Source organism: Actinosynnema sp. CS-041913 (genome assembly GCF_050942485.1).
Classification (GTDB): domain Bacteria; phylum Actinomycetota; class Actinomycetes; order Mycobacteriales; family Pseudonocardiaceae; genus Actinosynnema.
The window spans coordinates 3,357,405-3,376,939 of sequence record NZ_CP192037.1 but is presented as its reverse complement, the minus strand read 5'-3'; the positions used below and the strand labels follow the sequence as shown (position 1 = coordinate 3,376,939).

Here is a 19,535-nt window from a genome sequence, read left to right as displayed (position 1 = left end):
ATCATGTCCGCCGGCCCCGCCTCCGGTCGTTGTGCGGACGCGGACAATCCGCGCTACCGCCGATGCCGTAGGAGCCGCGGATGTACCGCGTGCGCGGTAGGCGATTGATCCTCTCCACGTAGGAGTCGCCCACGCGGACGTCCGGCTAGGGTGCACGCATGACCAGGGGGTGGATCGCCGTCCGGGACTGGGCGATCGCCGTCGGCGTGGCGGCGTCCCTGCTGGTAGCCGGGCTGTCCGGGCACCACCTCGCGACGGGTCTCGACCCGCTGGGCCACGCGTTGTTGATCGCGGGCGGTCTGGCGCTGGCGGCGCGACGCCGGGCTCCGGTCGCCGTGCTGGCCGTGACGGGGTTGAGCGCGCTGGGGTACCAGGCCGTCGGGTTCGACGTGCCGGTCGTCGCGTACCTGTTCGCGGTGTACGCCGCGGTGCGGGCCGGACACCGCGTCGTCGCGGTGGCGGGTTCGGTGCTCATGCTCGCCACCCTGCCGCTCGCGCTCCTCGCCTCTCCCCAGCACTGGCCGGTGGGCGAGGCGTTCACGCAGTCCAGGGACGTCCTCCAGATCGCCTGGCTGATCGCCGCCGGCGCGGCGGGGGAAGCGCTGCGGCAGGCCGAGCGCCGGGCGGACGAGGCCGAGCGCACCCGCGAGGAGACCGCGCGACGCCGTGCCGACGAGGAGCGGCTGCACATCGCGCGGGAGCTGCACGATTCGCTCACCCACCAGATCTCCGTCATCAAGCTGCAGGCCGAAGTCGCCGTGCACCTCGCCCGCAAGCGGGGTGACGAGGTGCCGGAGGCGCTGCTGGCGATCCGGGAGGCCGGTCGCGAGGCGGCCCGGGAACTGCGCGCCACCTTGGCAGCGCTGCGCGACGACGACCAGAACCCGGCGCACGGGCTCGACCACGTCCCGGAACTGGTGCGGCGGGCCCGGACGACCGGTCTGGACGCGAAGCTGACGATCGAGGGCCACCGGAACGACGTGCCGGCCGCGGTGGACCGGACCGCCTACCGGATCGTCCAGGAGTCGCTGACCAACATCGCCCGCCACGCTGCCGCGGCCACCGCGTCGGTCCGGATCGACTACCGTCCCGACGTCCTGGTCATCCGGGTCGACGACGACGGGAAGGCCACATCGGACACCGCGCCCGGCGTCGGGCTGCTCGGGATGCGGGAACGCGTCACCGCCCTCGGCGGTCGGCTGCGGGCGGCGCCGCGCAGCGAGGGCGGCTTCACCGTCCACGCCGAACTCCCGGTGGACCGGACGCCGTGATCCGTGTCCTGCTGGTCGACGACCAGCCGCTCATCCGCAGCGGGTTCCGCGCGCTCCTCGACATCGAGGACGACATCGAGGTGGTGGCCGAGGCCGCCGACGGCGAGCAGGGCGTGGCGCTCGCCCGAGAACACTTGCCCGACATCGCGCTCATCGACATCCGGATGCCCGTCGTGGACGGCATCGAGGCGACCCGGCGCATCGCCGCGGACCCGAGCCTCGACGCGGTGCACGTCGTCATCCTGACCAATTACGGCCTGGACGAACACGTCTTCCACGCCCTGCGCGCCGGCGCGGCCGGATTCCTGGTCAAGGACATCCAGCCGGAGGACTTCCTGCACGCCGTCCGCGTCGCGGCGCGCGGCGACGCCCTGCTCGCGCCGTCGATCACCCGCAAGCTGATCGACCGGTACGTCGCGCAGCCGCTCGACACCGACGCCGCCACGGGGCTGGAGGAACTGACCAACCGCGAACGCGAGGCCGTCGCCCTGGTCGCGCGGGGCCTGTCCAACGACCAGATCGCCGACCGCATGGTGATCAGCCCGCTGACCGCGAAGACCCACGTCAACCGGGCGATGACCAAACTCCACGCCCGCGACCGCGCGCAGCTCGTCGTCCTCGCCTACGAATCGGGCTTGGTGGTCCCGCGCTCCGAAGCTCGGCGTCCCCGCTAGCGCCGTGCCCGGTGCAGGGCTCTCATCTTCCGGATGTGCTCCCGGCGAGCCTGGCCCATCATCTCCCAGGTGATCGGGTCGGGTGGCCGGGTACGAGGTCGGGGTTGCCGCGCGGCGGCTTCGAGGGTGGCCCGCAGCGCACGGGCGAACGCCTTGATGCCCGATTCGTCGTTGGTGTAGGTCAGCACCCGGTGACCACGGAGCAGTTCCTGTTGCCGGGCGGCCACGGAGCCCGGCTCGGCGGGACCGGTCAGCTCGCCGACCCGGTCGCGGTCGGCGATGAAGACGCAGCGGCGGCCGAAGCGGCGGGTCATCTGCTCGACCTCCCACAGGATGTTCTCGGTGGGGTGGGAGACGTCCACGAGCGGGACGGCGGACACGGCGGCCAGTCCGCCGACCGCGAGCTGCCACACCCGCGAGTCGACGGTCATCACGGCGAGCCTCGGTGCGATCACCCGCCTGCTGAGCATGCGCGCCACCAACCGGGCCTGCACGATGTCGGCGAGGCCGTCGATCCGGAACCTCTTCACGCTCTCCGCCATGAGGACGGCATCGACCACTTGCCCGAGGACCACCAGGTAGGGGGACACCACCAGCGCGAAGCCCAGCGTCAGGGCCGACCAGCCGAGGAACAGCGCGCCGCAGCCGAGCAGGACGTACGCGCACCGCCGGAACCACTCGCCCGGCGGGCCGCCGACGGGTTCGGTGATGTCGAGCAGCGAGAAGGTGGTCTCGAACCGCACCCCGAAGTCTCCATCGGTGTAGAGCGCGGTGGCCGCGGCGGTGAGCGCCAGACCCCAGGCGGAGGCGATCGCGGTGTAGAACACGAGTTTGCCCAGCAACCTGCCGATCGGGACGACCACCGTGCCGATCGCTTGGAAGACCTTGGCGGTGCGCAGGAAAGAGCGGGAGGCGGCGCCCACGCCGACCGGGGTGATGCGGGCGTCGTCCAACGTGATCAACCGCCACGACCGCCCGATGTGCCGGGTCGCGACCGTCGCCGCGTGAGTGGCCTCGCTGTGCCCGAACCGCCGCAGGAACAGCACGAGTCGACGCCGGCCGCGCACCAGGAGGAGACCGGCTTGGAGCACGACGAGCCCGATCCCGATCGCCCACAGCGCCCTCGGTCCGAACGTCGACCACAGGTCCCCGACCGATCCCGGGTCTTCCCCTTCCCCGGAGGCCATCATCGTGAGACCCAACCCGAGGACCGCCAGGAGCAGCGCGAGGAACCCGGTGATCGCGGCGACATAGCCCGCGGTGAAGAACACCGTGCCCAGCACACCGGCGAGTACGCTCGCCACCCGGCGCGCCACCGACCGCCGAGGGCCGCTCGACGTCACGGCCATCGGCGGGCGGGTGGACGTGTCCGCAGGTAGCGTCGGCTCCGACATCCGTTTCTCCCGGTGGTGATCGCGGGCGGAGTGCGGCCCCGGCGCGGAGCCTACGTCGGGTTTTCGGCATCCCGGCCGCATCGGTGCGGCCGGCCGGCGTCGAACGCCGCGGTGACGATCATCTCCTTTGTCGTCCGGGAACGGCCGGCGATCGCGGACTGAAGCTGTCCGCGAAAGGTGTCAGAGTGACCCCGTGGAGGTGCCAGACCTCCGCTAGGAACGGAGAACCCCATGAGCCGCCACATCCAGATCACCTTCGACGCCCACGACCCGCGGGCGCTGTCCTCCTTCTGGCGCGACGCGCTGGGCTACGTCCACCCCGGACCGCCCGGAGTCGAGCTGCCCGAGGGCGCCGACCCGCTGGCCGCGTGGGACGACTTCCTCGCGCGGATCGGCGTGCCGGAGGACCAGCGCAACACGAGGTCGGCCATCGAGGACCCGGACGGGCACGGCCCGCGGCTGTTCTTCCAGCAGGTGCCGGAAGAGAAGATTGCCAAGAACCGCGTCCACCTCGACGTCCGGGCGGCTCCCGGGTTGCAGGGCGAGGAGCGGATGGCGGCGCTGGAGGCCGAGTGTGACCGGCTCGTCGCGCTGGGGGCGAAGCGGGTGCAGCGGCACGAGCCCACTCCCCCGCTGAGCGCCGGCTTCATCGTGATGACCGACCCCGAGGGCAACGAGTTCTGTTTGGACTGACCGCCGGGGGGCCCAGCCCATGGTGATCATCACGTGGTCGGCTCGGCGAGTGCCACGAGGATGCCCGCGGGGCCGCGGAGGTAGCAGAGCCGGTAGCTGTTCTCGTACTGCACCAGTTCGCCGAGGAGTTCGGCTCCGTGTGGCCTCAACCGGTCGAGGATGTCGTCGATGTCGTCGACGGCGAACATGACGCGATGCGCGCCCAGCGTGTTCGCCGGAGCGCGCGGGTCGCCGGCCGGGCTCGACGGCGTGTGGTACTTGGTCAGCTCAAGCCGTCCGTGGCCGTCCGGGGTGCGCATCATCGCGATGTCCGAACGGACTCCCACTAGCCCGACGAGACGATCCACCTCGCTGCCCTGGACGGTCGCCTCGCCCTCCAGCTCCAGTCCGAGTTCGGCGAAGAACGCCTTCGCAGCCGCGAGGTCGTCCACGACGATCGCGACGTTGTCCATCCGCTGGATCTTCCCGCGCCCGGGGCCTCGCTGGTCGGTGTCGTCCATGGTGATCTCCATTCGGGGACGCCGCCGGGTGCGCCGGCGGGTGTGCGTGTTCAGGCGAGCCGACCCTCCCACGTAGGACGACAAGAACACATCCGGCCCGGTTCGACGCGCCCGCGCAGCTAGACCGCGTCGCCCTCCGCCGACAGGTCGCCGGGCAGCACGTGACGGCCGATGACCGGGGTCGGCTTCGCCGCGCCGGCACGGCGGTAGGACGTCGCCCACCGCGGCTTGGTGACGGCGGCCCGGTAGACGTCCTCGTACCGGGCGGTCATCAGCTCGACGTCGAACCGGCGGGCCGTCTCGGCGCGGCACCGGTCGGCCGACAGCTCGTCGACTCGGCGCAGCGCCGCGACCAAGGACGCGTGGTCGTCGCAGATGAAGCCGGTCTCGCCGTGCACGACCACCTCCGGGACGGAGCCGCGCCGGCAGGCGACCACCGGGGTGCCGCAGGCCATCGCCTCGACCATCACCATCCCGAACGGCTCGTCCCAGCGGATCGGGAACAGCAGGCAGCGGGCGGCGGTCAGCAGTTCGAGCTTGCCGTCGCGATCCACCTCGCCGAGCCATTCGACGCCGGGGCCGAGCCGTGGCGCGATCTCGCGGTGGAAGTAGTCCTGTTCCTCCGGCTCGCGGCACTTGGCCGCGATGCGGAGTCGGACGCCCGCGTCGGCGGCGGCGGCGATCGCCTGGGGGATGCCCTTCTCCGGGGTGGCCCGCCCGAGGAACAGGACGAAGTCCTCCTTGTCACGCCGGAACGGGAAGCAGGCGACGGAGACGGCGTTGTGCACGGTGCCGGCCCAGTCGATGTCCGCGGCGATCCGGCGCTGCGCGTCCGAGACGGCCACGAGTCGCACGCTGCCGGACAGGCCGCGGTAGTAGCGGCCCATCTCACCGGCCACCGGCCCGTGCGCGGTGACCACGGTGGGCACCGGACGGCCGCCGGCCAGCAGGGGGCCGGCCATGCTGTGGTCGTGCACCACGTCGACGTCCAACTCGGCCAGAATCCCGGGCAGCGCGGTGGCGTGCACCAACTCCGGCAGGGCCTGCCCCATCCGGTCCGCCTGGGGGTGGTCCGACGTCGTGACGAAGTCGGCGGTCGTGCCGTTGCGGCCGACCCCGACGAGGACCACGTCGTTGCCGCGCGCGACCAACCGGTCCACCAGGTCGGCGCACATCGACTCGATGCCGCCGTACGCGGAAGGCGGCAGTTCGAGCCACGGCGGGGCGATCATCGCTACGCGCAGCGGTCGTCCCATCCGACTCACCCGCCTTCCGGGTCGGGGCAGCAGCCGGCGGGTCCGAGGATCAACTCCACGTCCTCGGGCAGTCCGCTCACCCGGACGTCGTCGCCGTCGATCTCCATGGAGACCCGTGCGCCGACCATCGGCACGCCGTCGAGCGCGATCGGTCCGAACGACTCCGGCAACACGGGCGCCAGCCACACGCGACGGCCCGGCGCGTACGGCTGCACCCGCAGCAGCACCCTCAGCAGGTGCACGGGTGAGGCCGATGCCCAGGCCTGGGGCGAGCACGAAGTCGGGTACGGGATCGGCTCCCGGTAGTCGGCGCGGTCGAACCCGCACAGCAGTTCGGGCAGTCCCCCGCCGAACGCCTCGGCGGCGTCGAAGATCGCGGTGGCCACCCGCTGCGCGCCCTCCACGAAGCCGTACCGCATGAGCCCGTCCGCGACGAGGGCGTTGTCGTGCGGCCACACCGATCCGTTGTGGTAGCTCATCGGGTTGTACGCACCCATGTCGGAGGCGAGGGTCCGCACGCCCCAGCCGGTGAACATCTCGGGCGCGAGCAGGGACTCGGCGACCCGCGCGGCGTTGTCCTCGTCCACGATCCCGCTCCACAGGCAGTGGCCGACGTTCGAGGTGAGGGCGTCCACCGGTTGCTTGTCACCGTCCAGCGCGACCGCGTAGCGGCCGAGGTCGGGCAGCCAGAACCGCTGGTTGAACAGCTCCCTGAGCCGCGCCGCGCGGTCCCGCCAGCGCCGTGCGCCGGCCGGGTCGTCGAAGTCGTCGCACAGGCACGCCCGTGCCAGGTAGGCGGCGTAGACGTAGCCCTGGACCTCGCACAACGCGATGGGCCCCCGCGCGATCCGGCCGTCGGCGAAGTTGATCCCGTCCCAGGAGTCCTTCCACCCCTGGTTGACGAGTCCGCGCCCGGTCGCCCGCTGGTACTCCACGAACCCGTCGCCGTCCCGGTCGCCGTACCGCTCGATCCACTCCAGCGCGCGGTCGGCGTGCGGGATCATCGTCGCGACCTGGTCCCGGTCGATGCCCCACCGCGACAGCTCGCCCAGCAGCACCACGAACAGCGGGGTGGCGTCCGCGGTGCCGTAGTAGACGTTGCTGCCGCCCAATGCCAGCGAGACGTCGGCGCCGAACCGCATCTCGTGCAGGATGCGGCCGGGTTCCTCCTCGCTGTTCGGCTCGACCTTCGTGCCCTGGTGGTGGGCGAGGATCCGCACCGTCCCGAGGGCCAGGGTGGGGTCGATGGGCAGGGACATCAGCGACGCGAGGATCGAGTCCCGGCCGAACAGCGTCATGAACCAGGGAGCGCCCGCGGCGACCGCGATGTCCTCGGGCCGCTGCGGGTCGAAGATCCTCAGCGCGCCCAGGTCCTGCCGGCTGCGCTGCAACACCGCGGCCAGCGCCGGCTTGCCCGCGTACCTCAGCACGGGCGCGGCCCTGCGCCAGTGCCGGGCGCGCTGGAACGGGACCGACTCGTAGATGGGCCGCCCGAGCGGGAAGATCGACTCCGCCGCCTCGCCGTCCACCACCGGTTGCACCGTCACGCACGTCGACCACTGCCCCTTCGGCGGGATCACCACGTGGAAGGTGAGGGTGGACGGCGAGTACTCGGCTCCGTCCGCCCGCACGCGCACACCGCGGCTGCGGCCGTCCAGCCACCGGCCCAGGGCCAGTTCGTCCTCGGCGACCTCCGAGCGGTGCTCCCCCAGCGCGCGGACCCGGCCTTCCTTGACCTCGAAGAGGTCCGCGAAGTCCGCCTCCACGTGCACCGTCACCAGGTGCTCGGCGGTTTCCCGGCCGAAGTTGCGCAGCAGGACGTCCTCGCGCATCCCCTCGCCGACGTACCGCTCGCGGCGCACGAGGAGGGTGCTCTCGGCGTCGCGCCGGCGCGACCGGCCACGACCGACGAACGTCATCCGGAACGGATCCGGTGTCACCGTCGTGATGTGCTCCACGGCCGTGCCGTCCACCCGCACGGACCAACCGGACACGATCCTGGTGTCCTGGAAGAACACGCCCTGGGCGGCGGCGCCGTCGATCTCGCCGTTGCTGCCGCACACGCAGAACGAGGTCCCGTGCACCAGCGTCACCGTGTCGGATGACAACGCGACCGGCTCGCCGTCGAAAGCCCAACCACTGTCGGTCATTGCCCGCCTCCTCCGCACCGTCGGACCACCGGGCTCCGACGCCTGGTGCGACCTCGCGGGGCGGCTTCACCCGCGGTCAGGTACGTGTCTCCCCGGCCGACCGGGGTCCACCACGGGTGCCACGCATCCGGACGGCCAAACGACACCCGTCCCCCGGGAAGTCGGCAGCCCCAGGGGAGACCCGCCCTTACCACCCGATCGTGTCCGCCGGTCCGACCGAGGGCAACGGCGGGAGCCGACGCGGAGGGTGGGAGCGGGAGAACCGGTCCCTCCCGGAGATCACCGCGGCTCGATCCGCTGGACGAGGACTTCCACCTCGTGCCCGAACAGCGCGTCGGCGTCGAGGTGCATCGCCGCGAAGCCCCCACCCAGTTCGAGGCTGACGATGCCGTGCAGACGCGTCCACACGGAGACGCCGAGCAGGAACTCCGCGGCGCCCGCGCCGCGTGCGGCGAGCACGTCCTCGTGCCGGTAGGTCGCCGGCCGGTCGTCGGTCGCGGACGGGTCCGCGAGGTCGAGGTCGTGCAGGGCGCCCAGCAGGATCGCCATGAGCGACCGGGCGGCGGCGGCGAGCGGCTCGGCGTGCGCTTCGTAGCCCGGCAGCGGGGGCTTGAACAGCAGCTCGTACCGGTGCGGCTGGGCCAGCGCCCAGGCCCGGTACGCCCAGGCCACCCGGCGGACCCGGTCTTCCGGGCCGATGGCGGACCCGCCGGCGTCCAGGGCGCCCGCCAAGGCGTCGCGCAGGTCGCCGTAGGCGTCGACGACCAGTGCGGTCAGCAGGTCGTCCCGGTTGGCGAAGTACCGGTACAGCGCCGGTCCGGACACCCCGAGCTGCTTGGCGATGGCGTTGATGGAGATCGCCTGGGCCCCACCCGCGGCGAGCTGGTCCAACGCCGCCGCCTTCACGTCTTCGCGGACCTGCTCGCGGAACCGCTCCCGCATCGGGCTGCGGGTGGCTCCTGTTGACATCGCGGACCTCCTCCAGGGCTCGCAACCCTAACATGCCGGCTCGACCGTAAGACTGCCCGAAGTTCTGCTTGCTCCCTTCGTACCCGCTATGCATACTTGCTTGCGTTAGAGCTTCTAACAAGAAGAAGGAGATCACGTCGTGGGCGTCAAAGACCCCTCCGCCCAGCGGGCACCCGCTCCCCGGGTCGTCTCGCGTGGCCTCGCGGTGGCCGGGCTCGCCGCGGCTGCGGGCGTGGTGATCCTCGACTCCGCCATGGTGAATCTCGCCGCGCCCGTCATGCGCGCCGCTCTGCCGCTGACCACGCCCGAACTGTCCTGGGTCGTCGACAGCTACCTGATCGCCTTCGCGGGACTGCTGCTGCTCGGTGGCCGGCTCGCCGATGTGCTCGGCGGTCGGAAGGTGTTCCTGTCCGGTCTCGCGACCTACGTGGCCGCGTCCGTGGTGTGCGCCCTCGCCACCACCGCGGAGGTGCTGATCGCCGCGCGGACCGTGCAGGGAGCAGGGGCCGCGGTGCTGGTTCCGGCCGCCCTGTCGCTCCTGCTCGGTCTCTACCCCGCGGCCGACGAGCGACGTCGTGCGCTGGGGATCTGGGGCGGCGTCGCCGGGGCCGGCAGCCTGCTCGGAGTCGGCGCCGGCGGCCTGGTGACCCAGGCCCTGGGCTGGCCGGCGGTGTTCTGGCTGCCGGTGCCGATCGGGGTCCTCGTGGCCGCCGCGGTGTGGTCGGCGATTCCGCCGTCCCCCGCGCGACCGGGACGGTTCGACCTGCCCGGGGCGGCGACGATCACCCTCGGCACGTCGGCGCTGGCCCTCGGGCTGATCTCCGCTCCCGAGGTCGGGTGGGGTTCGCCGGGCACCGTGGCGAGCCTGGCGGTCGGCGTCGCCGCGCTGGGTGCGTTCGTCGTCGCGGAGCGGCGCTCGCCCCAACCGCTCGTGCCGCTCGGCGTCTTCCGCCGGGGTCCGGTGGTCACGGCGAACACCGTGATGCTGCTGCTGGGTGCGGTGTCGGTGGGACTGTTCTACTTCCTGCCCCAGTACCAGCAGCGCGTCCTCGGGATGTCGCCGTTGACCACGGGGCTGAGCCAGCTACCGATCGCCGTGATGATCACCGTGGGCGGTTTCGCCGCTCCGTGGTCGGCCCGGCTGCTGGGTGCCCGGGTGGCGATGACGAGCGCGATGGCCGCGCTGTCCGCCGGGCTGCTGTGGCTGGCGCTGGGCAGCTCCGACGGCGGGTACGCCACGGCGCTGCTCGGCCCGTTCCTGCTGATCGGCTCCGGCCTCGGGCTCGGTTTCGTCCACGCCACCACGGTCGCGGTCTCCGGAGCCACCCCGGGGGAAGCCGGCCTGCTCAGCGGCCTGATCAACGCCACCCGTCAGCTTGGCGGGGCGCTCGGACTCGCCGCCCTGATCGCCGTGGCCACCGGCTCCGGCTCCGGGGACGGCATCGCCTACCCGACCGCTTTCCTCGGCGCCGCCGTGCTCGCGCTGCTCGCCGCCGCCCTGTCCGTGGTCCCCACGACCCACCGCCGGTCCTCCCCCGCCGACGGGGAACAGCCGTGAGCGGACCGGCCGCCCACAAGGAGAAGACCATGCAGGAATCGACCGTGTTGGTGACCGGCGCGACCGGAGGGATCGGCTCGCTGCTGGTCCCGGCGTTGCGGGCGCGGGGGACGCGGGTGCGCGCGATGACCCGCGCCCACGACCGGGCAACGGCCTTCCCGGCCGGGGTCGAGCCGGTCGTCGCGGACCTGCGCGACCCGTCCGCCGTCACCGCCGCGCTGGACGGGGTGGACGTGGCGTTCCTGAACAGCCCCTCCACCCCGAACGCCGCGGACATCCAGAGCCGGTTCGCCGACCTCGCCCGGCGCGCCGGGGTGCCCCGGCTGGTGCTGCTGTCCCAGTACGCGGCGACGGCCGACTCCCCGGTGCGGTTCCTGCGCTGGCACGCCGCCGTGGAGGCGCACGTGCGCACCCTCGGCCTGGAGTGCACCGTGCTGCGCCCCAACCTGTTCTTCCAGGGACTGCTGGGCTTCGCCGGCACCATCGCCGCGCAGGGGTGGTTCGGCGCGCCGATCGGCGACGCCGCCGTGAGTGCCGTCGACACCCGCGACATAGCCGACGCGGCGGCGGTCGTGCTCACGGAGGCCGGGCACACCGGCCGTGCCTACACCCTGACCGGGCCGCGCGCGGTGACCCACCACGAGATCGCCCGCGAGCTGTCCGACGCGACCGGCCGGCCGATCACGTTCGCCGACGTGTCGGCCTCGGCGTTCGCCGCGTCGCTGCGCGGGGTGCTGCCGGAATGGCAGGCCGACGGCCTGGTCGAGGACTACGCGCACTACGCCCGGGGCGAGGCGGCCGATGTCCACACCGCCGTCGCCGACCTCACCGGGCACCCCGCCCGGGACCTGTCCGACTTCGCGCGCGACTACGCCGGGGCGTTCACGCCGACGCGGACTTCGAACTCCGCGTGAAGCGGCCCACCACCAAGCGCATTGGAGTCTTCCTATGTCCGCCGGATCTGTGTCTGGAACTACCCGCCGCCGGTGGTGGGTGCTGTGGGTGCTCCTCGCGGTGTCGGCGGTCGGTATCGCCGCCTACGCGGTGCCGCCGTACCTGACCGGGAACCCGGCCGACAGCAGCGTGCCGATCGACCCGGACGTGGCGGTGCACTACCTGACCCTCGCGGTGCACGCCGTGCCCGGTGGCCTCGCGATGATCATCGGCCCGTTCCAGTTCGTTAACCGGTTGCGCGTCCGCAGGCCGCGGCTGCACCGGATCGCGGGCCGGGTGTACATGGTCAGCGTCCTGATCGCCACGGTCGCGTCCTTGTTCGCCGCCACGTTCTCGCTCAGCGGTTTCGCGGTCCGGGTCGGGTTCTACCTGCTCGCGGCGGCGTGGCTGTACACCTTGGTCAAGGGCTACCGGAGCATCCGCCGCGGCGAGGTGGGGCTGCACCGGATCTGGATGATCCGCAACTACGCCCTGACGTTCGCCGGGGTGACGTTGCGGGTCTACCTGATCCTCGGCCTGCTGCTGAAGCAGTCGGTCCCCTCGCTGGCGTTCGACGAGATCTACACCGCCGCCGCGTGGGCGTCCATCCTCGGCAACGTCCTCGTGGCCGAGTACTTCATCCTGCACCGCACGACGGCCCGCCGCGGTGAGCGCACTCCCCAGAATGCGCCGGTACTTCGTTCGGGGCGATAAGCCTCTCAGCGGTGTACCCGGCAGCACCCCGGTAATCACCATGAATTCATGCAACCGTTCCCCTTGGACCCGACCGGCCAGGACATCCACGGCGAAGGCGCCCGCCTCCGGGAACGTGGATCGCCGACGCTCGTCGAGCTGCCGGGCGGCGTGATCGCCTGGTTGGTCAGCGGGATCGACCAGATCAAGAAGCTGTTCAGCGACCCTTGGGTGTCCAAGGACCCGCGCCAGCACTGGCCCGCGTGGCGGGAGGGCCGGGTCACCGAGGATTGGCAACTGCACATGTGGATCTCGCCCCGGACAATGTTCACCGCGCAGGGCGACAACCACCGCAGATTGCGGTCCCTGGTGTCCAAGGGCTTCACACCCCGCCGCACGGAATCGCTGCGGCCCGCGATCAGCCGTATCGCGGACGACCTGTTGGACAAACTAGCCGCCGGGCCGGACGTGGCAGACCTGCGCACGGGATACGCCTACCCGTTGCCGATCGAGGTCGTCTGCCGACTGTTCGGCGTGCCCGACGACGTCCGCCCCGGACTCCGGCAGTCGGTGGACGTCCTCTTCGACACCACCGCCACACCCGCCGAAGCGAAGGCGAACGAGCACCGCATGTACGAAATCTTGAACGACCTGGTGGCGATCCGCCGCCGCGAGCCGGGCGACGACCTCACCAGCGACCTGATCGCGGCCCGCGCCGAGGACAACGACCGGCTTACCGAGTCCGAACTCGTCGGCACCCTGCTGCTGTTCGTCGCGGCAGGCCACGAGACCACCGTGAACCTGCTCGACCACGCCATCGCCGCCCTGCTCGCCCACCCCGACCAGCTCGCGCGGGTGCGGTCCGGGGAGTTCCGCTGGCGCGACGTGACCGAGGAGACCCTGCGGTGGCAGGCCCCGGTGACGAACGTGCCGCTGCGCTACGCCGTGGACGACATCGAGCTGGACGGCGTCGTCATCCGCCGCGGTGACGCGATCCTGCCCGCCTACGCCGCAGCCGGCCGCGACCCGGGACTGCACGGCCCCACCGCCGACGCGTTCGACATCACCCGTCCCGACAAGACCCACATCGCCTTCGGCTACGGCGTCCACTACTGCCTGGGCGCGCCACTGGCCCACCTGCAAGCCGAGATCGCCCTGCCCGCCCTGTTCGACCGCTTCCCCGACCTCGCCCTCGCCGTGCCCCCGGGCGAGCTGCGCCCGGTCCGCTCGTTCATCTCCAACGGGCACCAGGCCCTGCCGGCCCGCCTCCGCCCCGCCTGACTCGCCTTCGGCACGATTGGCCGTGTCCGGTCGCGGGTACCTCGAACGAGCGTTCGAGTGAAGGGAGACGTCCGTGAACCGCACACCGGAGAAGGACCCGGAGGACTGGACGACCGGCGACGAGCCGATGACCGGGCCCCAGGAGTCGTACCTGCGCACGCTGGCGCAGGAAGCGGGCGAGTCGGTGCCCGACGGGCTGACCAAGGTCGAGGCCTCCCAGCTAATCGACCGCCTCCAGGCCGCGACCGGCCGCGGCCGTTGACCGCCCTCCCGCGGCACCGTGATCCGGCCCGCTCGCGCTTGGACACGTGACCCTTCCGTGCGGGCGGTGTGGAGGTCCGGTGGAGGTGTTGTGGTGACGGCGGGCCGGCCGGTCCGGTGGCGATACGTTCGGCCGACATGGAAACCGTGGATGTGCTCGTTGTCGGCGCCGGGCTCGCCGGTCTGCACACGGCGCGCCTGCTCGCGTCGCAGGGCTTCGACGTGCTGGTGTGCGAACGGCGCAGCAGCCTCGACATCGGCATCCGGACCACCGGCATCTTCGTGCGGCGGACGTTCTCGGACTTCGCGTTACCGGACCGCTGTCTCGGGCCCGCGGTGCGTCGTGTCCTGCTCTACCCGCCGTCGTTGCGCGCACCGGTCGAGTTGATCAGCTCGCGTGACGAGTTCCGGGTTGCCGACATGGCCGGCATCTATGCGGCGGCGCTGGCCGAAGCCGAGTCGGCCGGTGCGCGGGTGCGCCTCGGTGTCACGTACCCGTTCTCGGGGATCACGGCCCGCTTCACCATCGGTGCCGATGGAGCCCGGTCTACGGTGGCCCGTCGGCTCGGGCTCGATGTCAACCGGCGGCTGATCGTCGGTGTCGAGGAGGTGTTCCCGGTGGGAGCGGGTGGGGCGGTGCCGACGTTTCACTGCGTGCTCGATCCGCGGCTCGCGCCCGGTTACCTCGCTTGGCTCGTCGACGACGGCAGGGAGGCGCATGTCGGGTTGGCCGGGGAGCCCGACCGGCTTGCCGCGCCGCTGCCGCGGTTGCTGCGGACGTTCCGCGGCGGGTTCCCGGAGGTGCCGCCGGCCGCCGGGCCGGTGCGGCGCCGCGGTGGGCCGATTCCGGTCGGCGGTGTGCTGCGTCGGATCGTCTGTGCCGAGGGGTTGCTCGTGGGGGATGCGGCGGGGGCGGTGTCTCCGTTGACCGCTGGTGGGCTGGACCCGTGTCTGCGCATGTCGCAGCTTGCTGCCGCGGTTGCCGGGGATTACCTGCGCACTGGTGATCCCTCGGTGTTGCGGCACTACGACGGTGCTTCGTTGCGTGCCCGGTTTCGTGGTCGCCTTCTGTTGCGACGTGGGCTGGCCGGTTTGCGCCGGCCGGGTGCGGTTGAGGCTGCGTTCTCGGTGCTGCGCACGTCTTTGGGGCGGGCCGTTGCGGCTCGTGTCCTCTTCGGGCACGGGTCGTTTCCGGATACCGGGCGGGTGGCTGCCGCTCCGGGGTTCGGGGATTGAGAGATTCAAGACGTCCGCGCCGGAGACGATCGCCGGGGAAGAGGCCAGGGTGTGTCCGCTTCTTCGGGCACCATGGAGTCGTGCCGAAGACCTCAGCGCGACTGCTCTCCCTGCTCTCGCTGCTCCAGGCGCGCCGGGACTGGCCGGGTGCGCTGCTGGCCGAGCGGCTGGATGTCAGTCCGCGCACGGTGCGTCGTGATGTCGACCGCCTGCGCGAACTCGGCTACCCCATAGCCGCCGTCAAGGGGCCTGACGGCGGGTACCGGCTCGACGCCGGCATGGAGCTGCCGCCATTGCTGTTCGACGACGAGCAGGCCGTCGCCCTCGCCGTCGCGCTCCAGATCGCCACCACCACCGGCGCGGGGATCGAGGAGGCCGCGGTGCGTGCGCTGAACACCGTTCGGCAGGTCATGCCCGCGCGGTTGCGCCGCCGTGTCGACAGCCTCCGGGTCACTGCTGTCGGGTGGCCCTCGACCCGGCCGGCCCCGCAGGTCGACAGTGCCGTGCTCATGACGCTCAGCGCCGCCGTCCACGCGCGCGAAGTGCTGCGGTTCGACTACCCGCCCGGAGCGGACCGCGACGGAGTGCCGACCCCGCCGCGCCGGGTGCAGCCCCACCACCTCGTCACCCGGGGTGGGCGCTGGTACCTCGTCGCCTGGGACCTCGACCGCGCGGACTGGCGCATCTTCCGCGCGGACCGGATCAGCCCGCGCATTCCCACGGGGCCCCGTTTCACCCCGCGTGAGCTGCCCGGAGGTGACGTGGCCGCGTTCGTGGCCGGGCGGTTCCGGGGTTCCGCCGGCTCGGGTGACTGGCCCTGCCGCGGCGAGGTGATCCTCGACCTGCCCGCCGCCGTCGTGGCCGACCACACCCGCGACGGCGTCGTCGAAGAACTCGGCCCGGACCGCTGCCGGCTCGTCCTGGGCTCGTGGTCGTGGCCCGGCCTGGCCGCCGCCATCGGGCAGTTCGACGCCGACATCGAGGTCGTCGGGCCGCCCGAGCTCAAGGACGCTTTCGCGCGCCTGGCCCGCCGCTACGCCGAAGCCGCGACCAGCCCACCCGGCACGCCGCCGCCGACCCGCTGAGCCGAACGCGTGCCGGTGGTTCGCCGTGGTCACGCGGAACTAGCGGATGCGGTCGAGGGCCGTGTCGACGACTTCCCGGCTGTCGGCCGGCAGCGCCTCCGCCGCGGTGCGTCCCGTCGCGGACAGGTAGGCGTCCACGAGTCGGTTGCCCACGGCGTAGCCGGCGCCGGTCGGCAGCCCGACCGGGGTCGCGCCGAACCTGGCGGCGGTCGCGTCGCCGTGCACCCACGCGGCGAAGTTCCGCATGCCGGTCACCTCCAGCCCGGACACGACCTTGGCGAACACCGCGGTTCCGGTCGACCTCGGCTCACATCCACAGCACGCCGTCGTCCTCGTGCTCGCGGACCCGGAACTCGATCATCCGGCGCAGCAGTTCCGCCGGCACCGGCCGGCCGTACGGGAGCTTGACCGAGCCCTTGCCGGTGGTGAAGTCGGTGAGTTCCTCGTCGAACGCCTGGCGGGTGCTCGGGGTGAACGCGATGGTCGCGTGCTTGGAGAAGCCGCCGACCATGAACAGGATCGTCCCGGACGGGTGCACCCACGTGGGATCGCCCCATTTGATCGCCTCGGTCGCATCGGGCACCGCCTCGCGGGCCAGCGCGCGCAACTGCTCCAGCAGCTCGCGGCCCTGCCCGGTGAAGCCCTCAAGGTACTCGTCGATCGTCTGCGCCTTACCCATGTCGCCAGTGTGGCACGGCCCACAGGGCGGTCAGGAGACCGGTGCGCTGCCGACGTTCCGGTGGAACCACCGCGCGGCGGACCGGGCGACGTGGTCGAGCGCGCCGGGTTCCTCGAACAGGTGCCCCGCGCCGGGCACGACCTCCAGCTCCCCGCCGGCGCCCAACCGCCGCGCGGCCTGCCGGTTGAGTTCCACGACCTCTTCGTCCCGCTCGCCGACGATCAGCAGCGTCGGCGCCAGGACGCGGGTGAGCGCGTCCCCGGCCAGGTCGGGCCGCCCGCCCCGGGAGACCACCGCACGCACCGCGGCCGGCCGTTCCGCGGCGGCGACGAGCGCGGCGGCAGCCCCGGTGCTCGCGCCGAACAGGCCGATCGGGTGGTTGCCGGTCGCCACCTGGTCCGCCAGCCAGTCCACGACGGCGGCGAGTCGCCCGGCCAGCACCGGGATGTCGAAGCGCAGCTCGCGGGTCTCCGCGTCGCGCCGCTCCTCGTCCGGGGTGAGCAGGTCGAGCAGGACGGTGCCCAGGTGCTCCCGCTGGAGCAGCTCGGCCACGTGCCGGTTGCGCGGACTGTGCCGCCCGCTGCCGCTGCCGTGCGCGAACACCACCACACCGCTGTTCCGGGTCGGCATCGAGAGCCGGGCGTCCAGCCGGGCGACGTCCAGCGGTATCCGCACGTCTTCGTCCAGGAACACGACGTCCTCCACACCCCTCGATCCGCACGAGCAGGACGGTCGTTCCCGGATTGCCTTGGCCGGACCGTCGAAACCCGGGTCGTCCGGTCAGGTGGGCTTGGGTTTCTTGTCCGGACGCGGCTGCTTGTCCCGGGCGTAGATGACGCCCGGCTTGCCCTCGCCGGGGCTGCGGCGCTCCAGCTCGAACAGGGTGGTCGCGGCCATCAGGTCGCTGAGCTTGGCGTAGCCGTAGCTGCGGGAGTCGAAGTCGGGCCGTTGCTTGGTGATGATGTGCCCGACCGACGCCAGCGCGGCCCACCCGTCGTCGTCGGAGGCGGCCTCGACGGCGTTGCGCAGTTGGTTCACCAGCGCTGTGTCGGCTTTGAGCTGCGCGGAGGTGCGCGCGGGCGACGGAGGTACCGCGTCGGCCGTCGCGACGTCGCTCTCCGGAGAGGCGAGGTTTTCGATGTAGATGAACTTGTCGCAGGCCGCGACGAACGGTTTCGGCGTCTTGCGTTCGCCGAACCCGTACACGGTCAGGCCGGACTCGCGCAGGCGCGACGCCAGGCGGGTGAAGTCGCTGTCGCTGGAGACGATGCAGAACCCGTCGAACCGGCCCGTGTACAGCAGGTCCATCGCGTCGATGACCATCGCCGCGTCGGTGGCGTTCTTGCCGGTGACGTACGCGAACTGCTGGATCGGCTGGATCGACTGGGCGAGCAGCTTGTCCTTCCAGCCCTTCAGGCTCGTGCCGGTCCAGTCGCCGTAGGCGCGTTTGACGTGCGCGGTGCCGTACTTGGCGACCTCGGCCAACAGCGCCTCGGTGATCGCGGGCCGGGCGTTGTCCGCGTCGATGAGCACCGCGAGCCTGGCCGCGTTCTCGCTGATCAACACCATGCTGGACCTGCCCCTCGTGGTCGGACACCGGCACCACATCATCGGCTCCGGCGACGGCGCGTCGAACACCGGACCGCCGGCGGCGGCGAACCGGATGATGCACCCGCCGCCGGTCAGCGCGGTTCGCGGGCGGGTCGGGCGTCGAGCGCGCGGAGGACGTGGTCGACCAGTTCGTCCAGGTAGTCGGGTTCGACGGGTGCGCGGCGGACGTTGAGCCGCCAGTAGACGGGCGCGGCGAGGAGGTCCAGGGCGAGGTCGACGTCCAGGTCGGTGGGCAGTTCGCCGCGGTCGACCGCGCGGCGCAGGGTGGCCGCGCCGAGGGCCCGCCTGGGTTCGCCGATGGTGGCCTGGATCGCGGCGGCCAGCGCCGGGTTGCGGGCGGCCTCGGCGGTCAGGTCGGGCAGGATCGTGGCGAACCGGGGGTGGGCCAGCCAGTCCCGGACCGCGCGCACGGTCGCGAGCAGGTCCCCGCGCAGTGATCCGGTGTCGGGCACTTCGGCCCACGGCACGCTGAACTCGGAGAGCACCGCGATGACCATGTCCTGCTTGGCCGGCCAGCGGCGGTAGAGGGCGCTCTTCCCGACACCGGCGCGTTTGGCCACGGCCTCCATCGACAGCCGCCCGTAGCCCTTCTCGACCAACTCGTCCAGCACGGCCTCGGTGATGGACGAGGTGATCCGCGGTCGCAGGACGGCGGCTCCGGTCGGGGCGCGTCGGGTGCGTTCGGCCATGCGGCCACTATACGGGTGGACGGGACGGTCCCGTTCCGTCTAACGTGGCGGACGGGACGGGACCGTATCGTCCACTTTCTGAGGAGTCGTGCCGTGGCCGAAGCACCGCGTACCGCCGAAGACCTGTTCCACCAGTCGCTGAGCCTGCTGTTGGCCAAGGACATGACCGGTTACGCCGGCCTGTGGGCGGCCGACGGGATCTTCGAGTTCCCGTTCGCCCCGGCCGGCTACCCGGCCCGGCTGACCGGCCGCGCGGCCATCGAGGAGTACCTGCGCGGCTATCCCGACCTGCTGGACGTGCGGGAGATCACCGCGCGGACCGTCCACCGGACGACCGATCCCGATGTCGTCGTGGCCGAGTTCGAGGCGGCGGGCCGTGTCGTGGCCACCGACCGGCCGTACCGGATGCGGTACGCCGCGGTCCTCACCGCACGGGACGGCGAGATCGCGTCCTACCGCGACTACTGGAGCCCACTGGCCGCCGCCGAGGTGCTGGGCGGTTCGGACGCGCTGGCGGCGTTCGGCGGCGGGGACTCGCGGCCGTGAGTGCGCGGGCGGGTGCCCGGTGTCGTCGCCCCGTTGCGCGATCAGGGGCCGGCGTG

The 19,535-nt window shown here is 72.2% G+C and carries 21 protein-coding genes; 11 read left to right on the top strand and 10 right to left on the bottom strand.

Going from position 1 to position 19,535, the window contains the following annotated elements:
* The first annotated feature begins 158 nt into the window (after positions 1–158).
* Entirely contained in the window at positions 159–1,271 is a 1,113-nt protein-coding gene (locus ACQPZF_RS16185; RefSeq protein ID WP_433272374.1) for a histidine kinase, read from the top strand.
* Positions 1,268–1,945, top strand: a complete 678-nt coding sequence (locus ACQPZF_RS16180) for a response regulator (RefSeq protein ID WP_433272372.1) — start codon at positions 1,268–1,270, stop codon at positions 1,943–1,945. The genes ACQPZF_RS16185 and ACQPZF_RS16180 overlap by 4 nt, the downstream gene beginning before the upstream one ends.
* Here ACQPZF_RS16180 and ACQPZF_RS16175 read toward each other — a convergent pair.
* Entirely contained in the window at positions 1,942–3,339 is a 1,398-nt protein-coding gene (locus ACQPZF_RS16175; protein WP_433272370.1) for a hypothetical protein, read from the bottom strand. The genes ACQPZF_RS16180 and ACQPZF_RS16175 overlap by 4 nt on opposite strands.
* Positions 3,340–3,570: 231 nt before the next feature.
* On the opposite strand from ACQPZF_RS16175, the gene ACQPZF_RS16170 reads away from it, so the two are divergent.
* Positions 3,571–4,032: a VOC family protein gene (locus ACQPZF_RS16170; RefSeq protein WP_433272368.1), complete on the top strand. Its 462-nt coding sequence runs from the start codon at positions 3,571–3,573 to the stop codon at positions 4,030–4,032.
* A 29-nt stretch (positions 4,033–4,061) separates the two neighbouring features.
* On the opposite strand, the gene ACQPZF_RS16165 is transcribed toward ACQPZF_RS16170, so the two are convergent.
* The 4 genes from ACQPZF_RS16165 to ACQPZF_RS16150 form a co-directional block, all read right to left on the bottom strand.
* Positions 4,062–4,532: a VOC family protein gene (locus tag ACQPZF_RS16165; protein WP_433272366.1), complete on the bottom strand. Its 471-nt coding sequence runs from the start codon at positions 4,530–4,532 to the stop codon at positions 4,062–4,064.
* 119 nt (positions 4,533–4,651) lie between these two features.
* Positions 4,652–5,788, bottom strand: a complete 1,137-nt coding sequence (locus ACQPZF_RS16160) for a glycosyltransferase family 4 protein (protein ID WP_433272364.1) — start codon at positions 5,786–5,788, stop codon at positions 4,652–4,654.
* Between the two features lie 5 nt (positions 5,789–5,793).
* Complete coding sequence (locus ACQPZF_RS16155; RefSeq protein ID WP_433272362.1) at positions 5,794–7,938, bottom strand: amylo-alpha-1,6-glucosidase; 2,145 nt, start codon at positions 7,936–7,938, stop codon at positions 5,794–5,796.
* A 279-nt stretch (positions 7,939–8,217) separates the two neighbouring features.
* Positions 8,218–8,907: a TetR/AcrR family transcriptional regulator gene (locus tag ACQPZF_RS16150; RefSeq protein WP_433272360.1), complete on the bottom strand. Its 690-nt coding sequence runs from the start codon at positions 8,905–8,907 to the stop codon at positions 8,218–8,220.
* Between the two features lie 139 nt (positions 8,908–9,046).
* On the opposite strand from ACQPZF_RS16150, the gene ACQPZF_RS16145 reads away from it, so the two are divergent.
* From ACQPZF_RS16145 to ACQPZF_RS16115, 7 genes are all read left to right on the top strand, one after another.
* Positions 9,047–10,465 (top strand): MFS transporter, encoded by a 1,419-nt coding sequence (locus ACQPZF_RS16145; protein WP_433272358.1) that lies wholly within the window; start codon positions 9,047–9,049, stop codon positions 10,463–10,465.
* Positions 10,462–11,379, top strand: a complete 918-nt coding sequence (locus ACQPZF_RS16140; protein ID WP_433272356.1) for an SDR family oxidoreductase — start codon at positions 10,462–10,464, stop codon at positions 11,377–11,379. The genes ACQPZF_RS16145 and ACQPZF_RS16140 overlap by 4 nt, the downstream gene beginning before the upstream one ends.
* A 79-nt stretch (positions 11,380–11,458) precedes the next feature.
* Entirely contained in the window at positions 11,459–12,112 is a 654-nt protein-coding gene (locus ACQPZF_RS16135; RefSeq protein WP_433272354.1) for a DUF2306 domain-containing protein, read from the top strand.
* 48 nt (positions 12,113–12,160) lie between these two features.
* A complete protein-coding gene (locus ACQPZF_RS16130) occupies positions 12,161–13,372 on the top strand; it encodes a cytochrome P450 family protein (protein WP_433272352.1) in 1,212 nt (403 codons plus the stop codon).
* Between the two features lie 73 nt (positions 13,373–13,445).
* Positions 13,446–13,634: a DUF3072 domain-containing protein gene (locus tag ACQPZF_RS16125; protein ID WP_433272350.1), complete on the top strand. Its 189-nt coding sequence runs from the start codon at positions 13,446–13,448 to the stop codon at positions 13,632–13,634.
* Between the two features lie 137 nt (positions 13,635–13,771).
* A complete protein-coding gene (locus ACQPZF_RS16120; RefSeq protein ID WP_433272348.1) occupies positions 13,772–14,869 on the top strand; it encodes an FAD-dependent oxidoreductase in 1,098 nt (365 codons plus the stop codon).
* An 80-nt stretch (positions 14,870–14,949) separates the two neighbouring features.
* On the top strand, positions 14,950–15,954 hold the full coding sequence (locus tag ACQPZF_RS16115) for a helix-turn-helix transcriptional regulator (protein WP_433272346.1): 1,005 nt from the start codon (positions 14,950–14,952) through the stop codon (positions 15,952–15,954).
* A gap of 39 nt (positions 15,955–15,993) precedes the next feature.
* On the opposite strand, the gene ACQPZF_RS16110 is transcribed toward ACQPZF_RS16115, so the two are convergent.
* The 5 genes from ACQPZF_RS16110 to ACQPZF_RS16090 form a co-directional block, all read right to left on the bottom strand.
* The gene (locus ACQPZF_RS16110; protein ID WP_433272344.1) at positions 15,994–16,239 is read right to left on the bottom strand and encodes a DUF2268 domain-containing putative Zn-dependent protease; all 246 of its coding nucleotides are present in this window, start codon (positions 16,237–16,239) and stop codon (positions 15,994–15,996) included.
* A gap of 22 nt (positions 16,240–16,261) precedes the next feature.
* Positions 16,262–16,633: an iron chaperone gene (locus ACQPZF_RS16105; RefSeq protein ID WP_433272342.1), complete on the bottom strand. Its 372-nt coding sequence runs from the start codon at positions 16,631–16,633 to the stop codon at positions 16,262–16,264.
* 30 nt (positions 16,634–16,663) lie between these two features.
* Positions 16,664–17,338, bottom strand: coding sequence for a dienelactone hydrolase family protein (locus tag ACQPZF_RS16100; RefSeq protein ID WP_433272340.1), 675 nt, complete (start codon positions 17,336–17,338; stop codon positions 16,664–16,666).
* Positions 17,339–17,413: 75 nt separating this feature from the next.
* Positions 17,414–18,202 (bottom strand): NYN domain-containing protein, encoded by a 789-nt coding sequence (locus ACQPZF_RS16095; RefSeq protein ID WP_433272338.1) that lies wholly within the window; start codon positions 18,200–18,202, stop codon positions 17,414–17,416.
* Between the two features lie 113 nt (positions 18,203–18,315).
* Positions 18,316–18,933, bottom strand: a complete 618-nt coding sequence (locus ACQPZF_RS16090) for a TetR/AcrR family transcriptional regulator (protein ID WP_433272336.1) — start codon at positions 18,931–18,933, stop codon at positions 18,316–18,318.
* Positions 18,934–19,026: 93 nt separating this feature from the next.
* Here ACQPZF_RS16090 and ACQPZF_RS16085 point away from each other — a divergent pair, with 93 nt between their 5' ends.
* Positions 19,027–19,479, top strand: a complete 453-nt coding sequence (locus ACQPZF_RS16085) for a nuclear transport factor 2 family protein (protein ID WP_433272334.1) — start codon at positions 19,027–19,029, stop codon at positions 19,477–19,479.
* Positions 19,480–19,535: the final 56 nt, after the last annotated feature.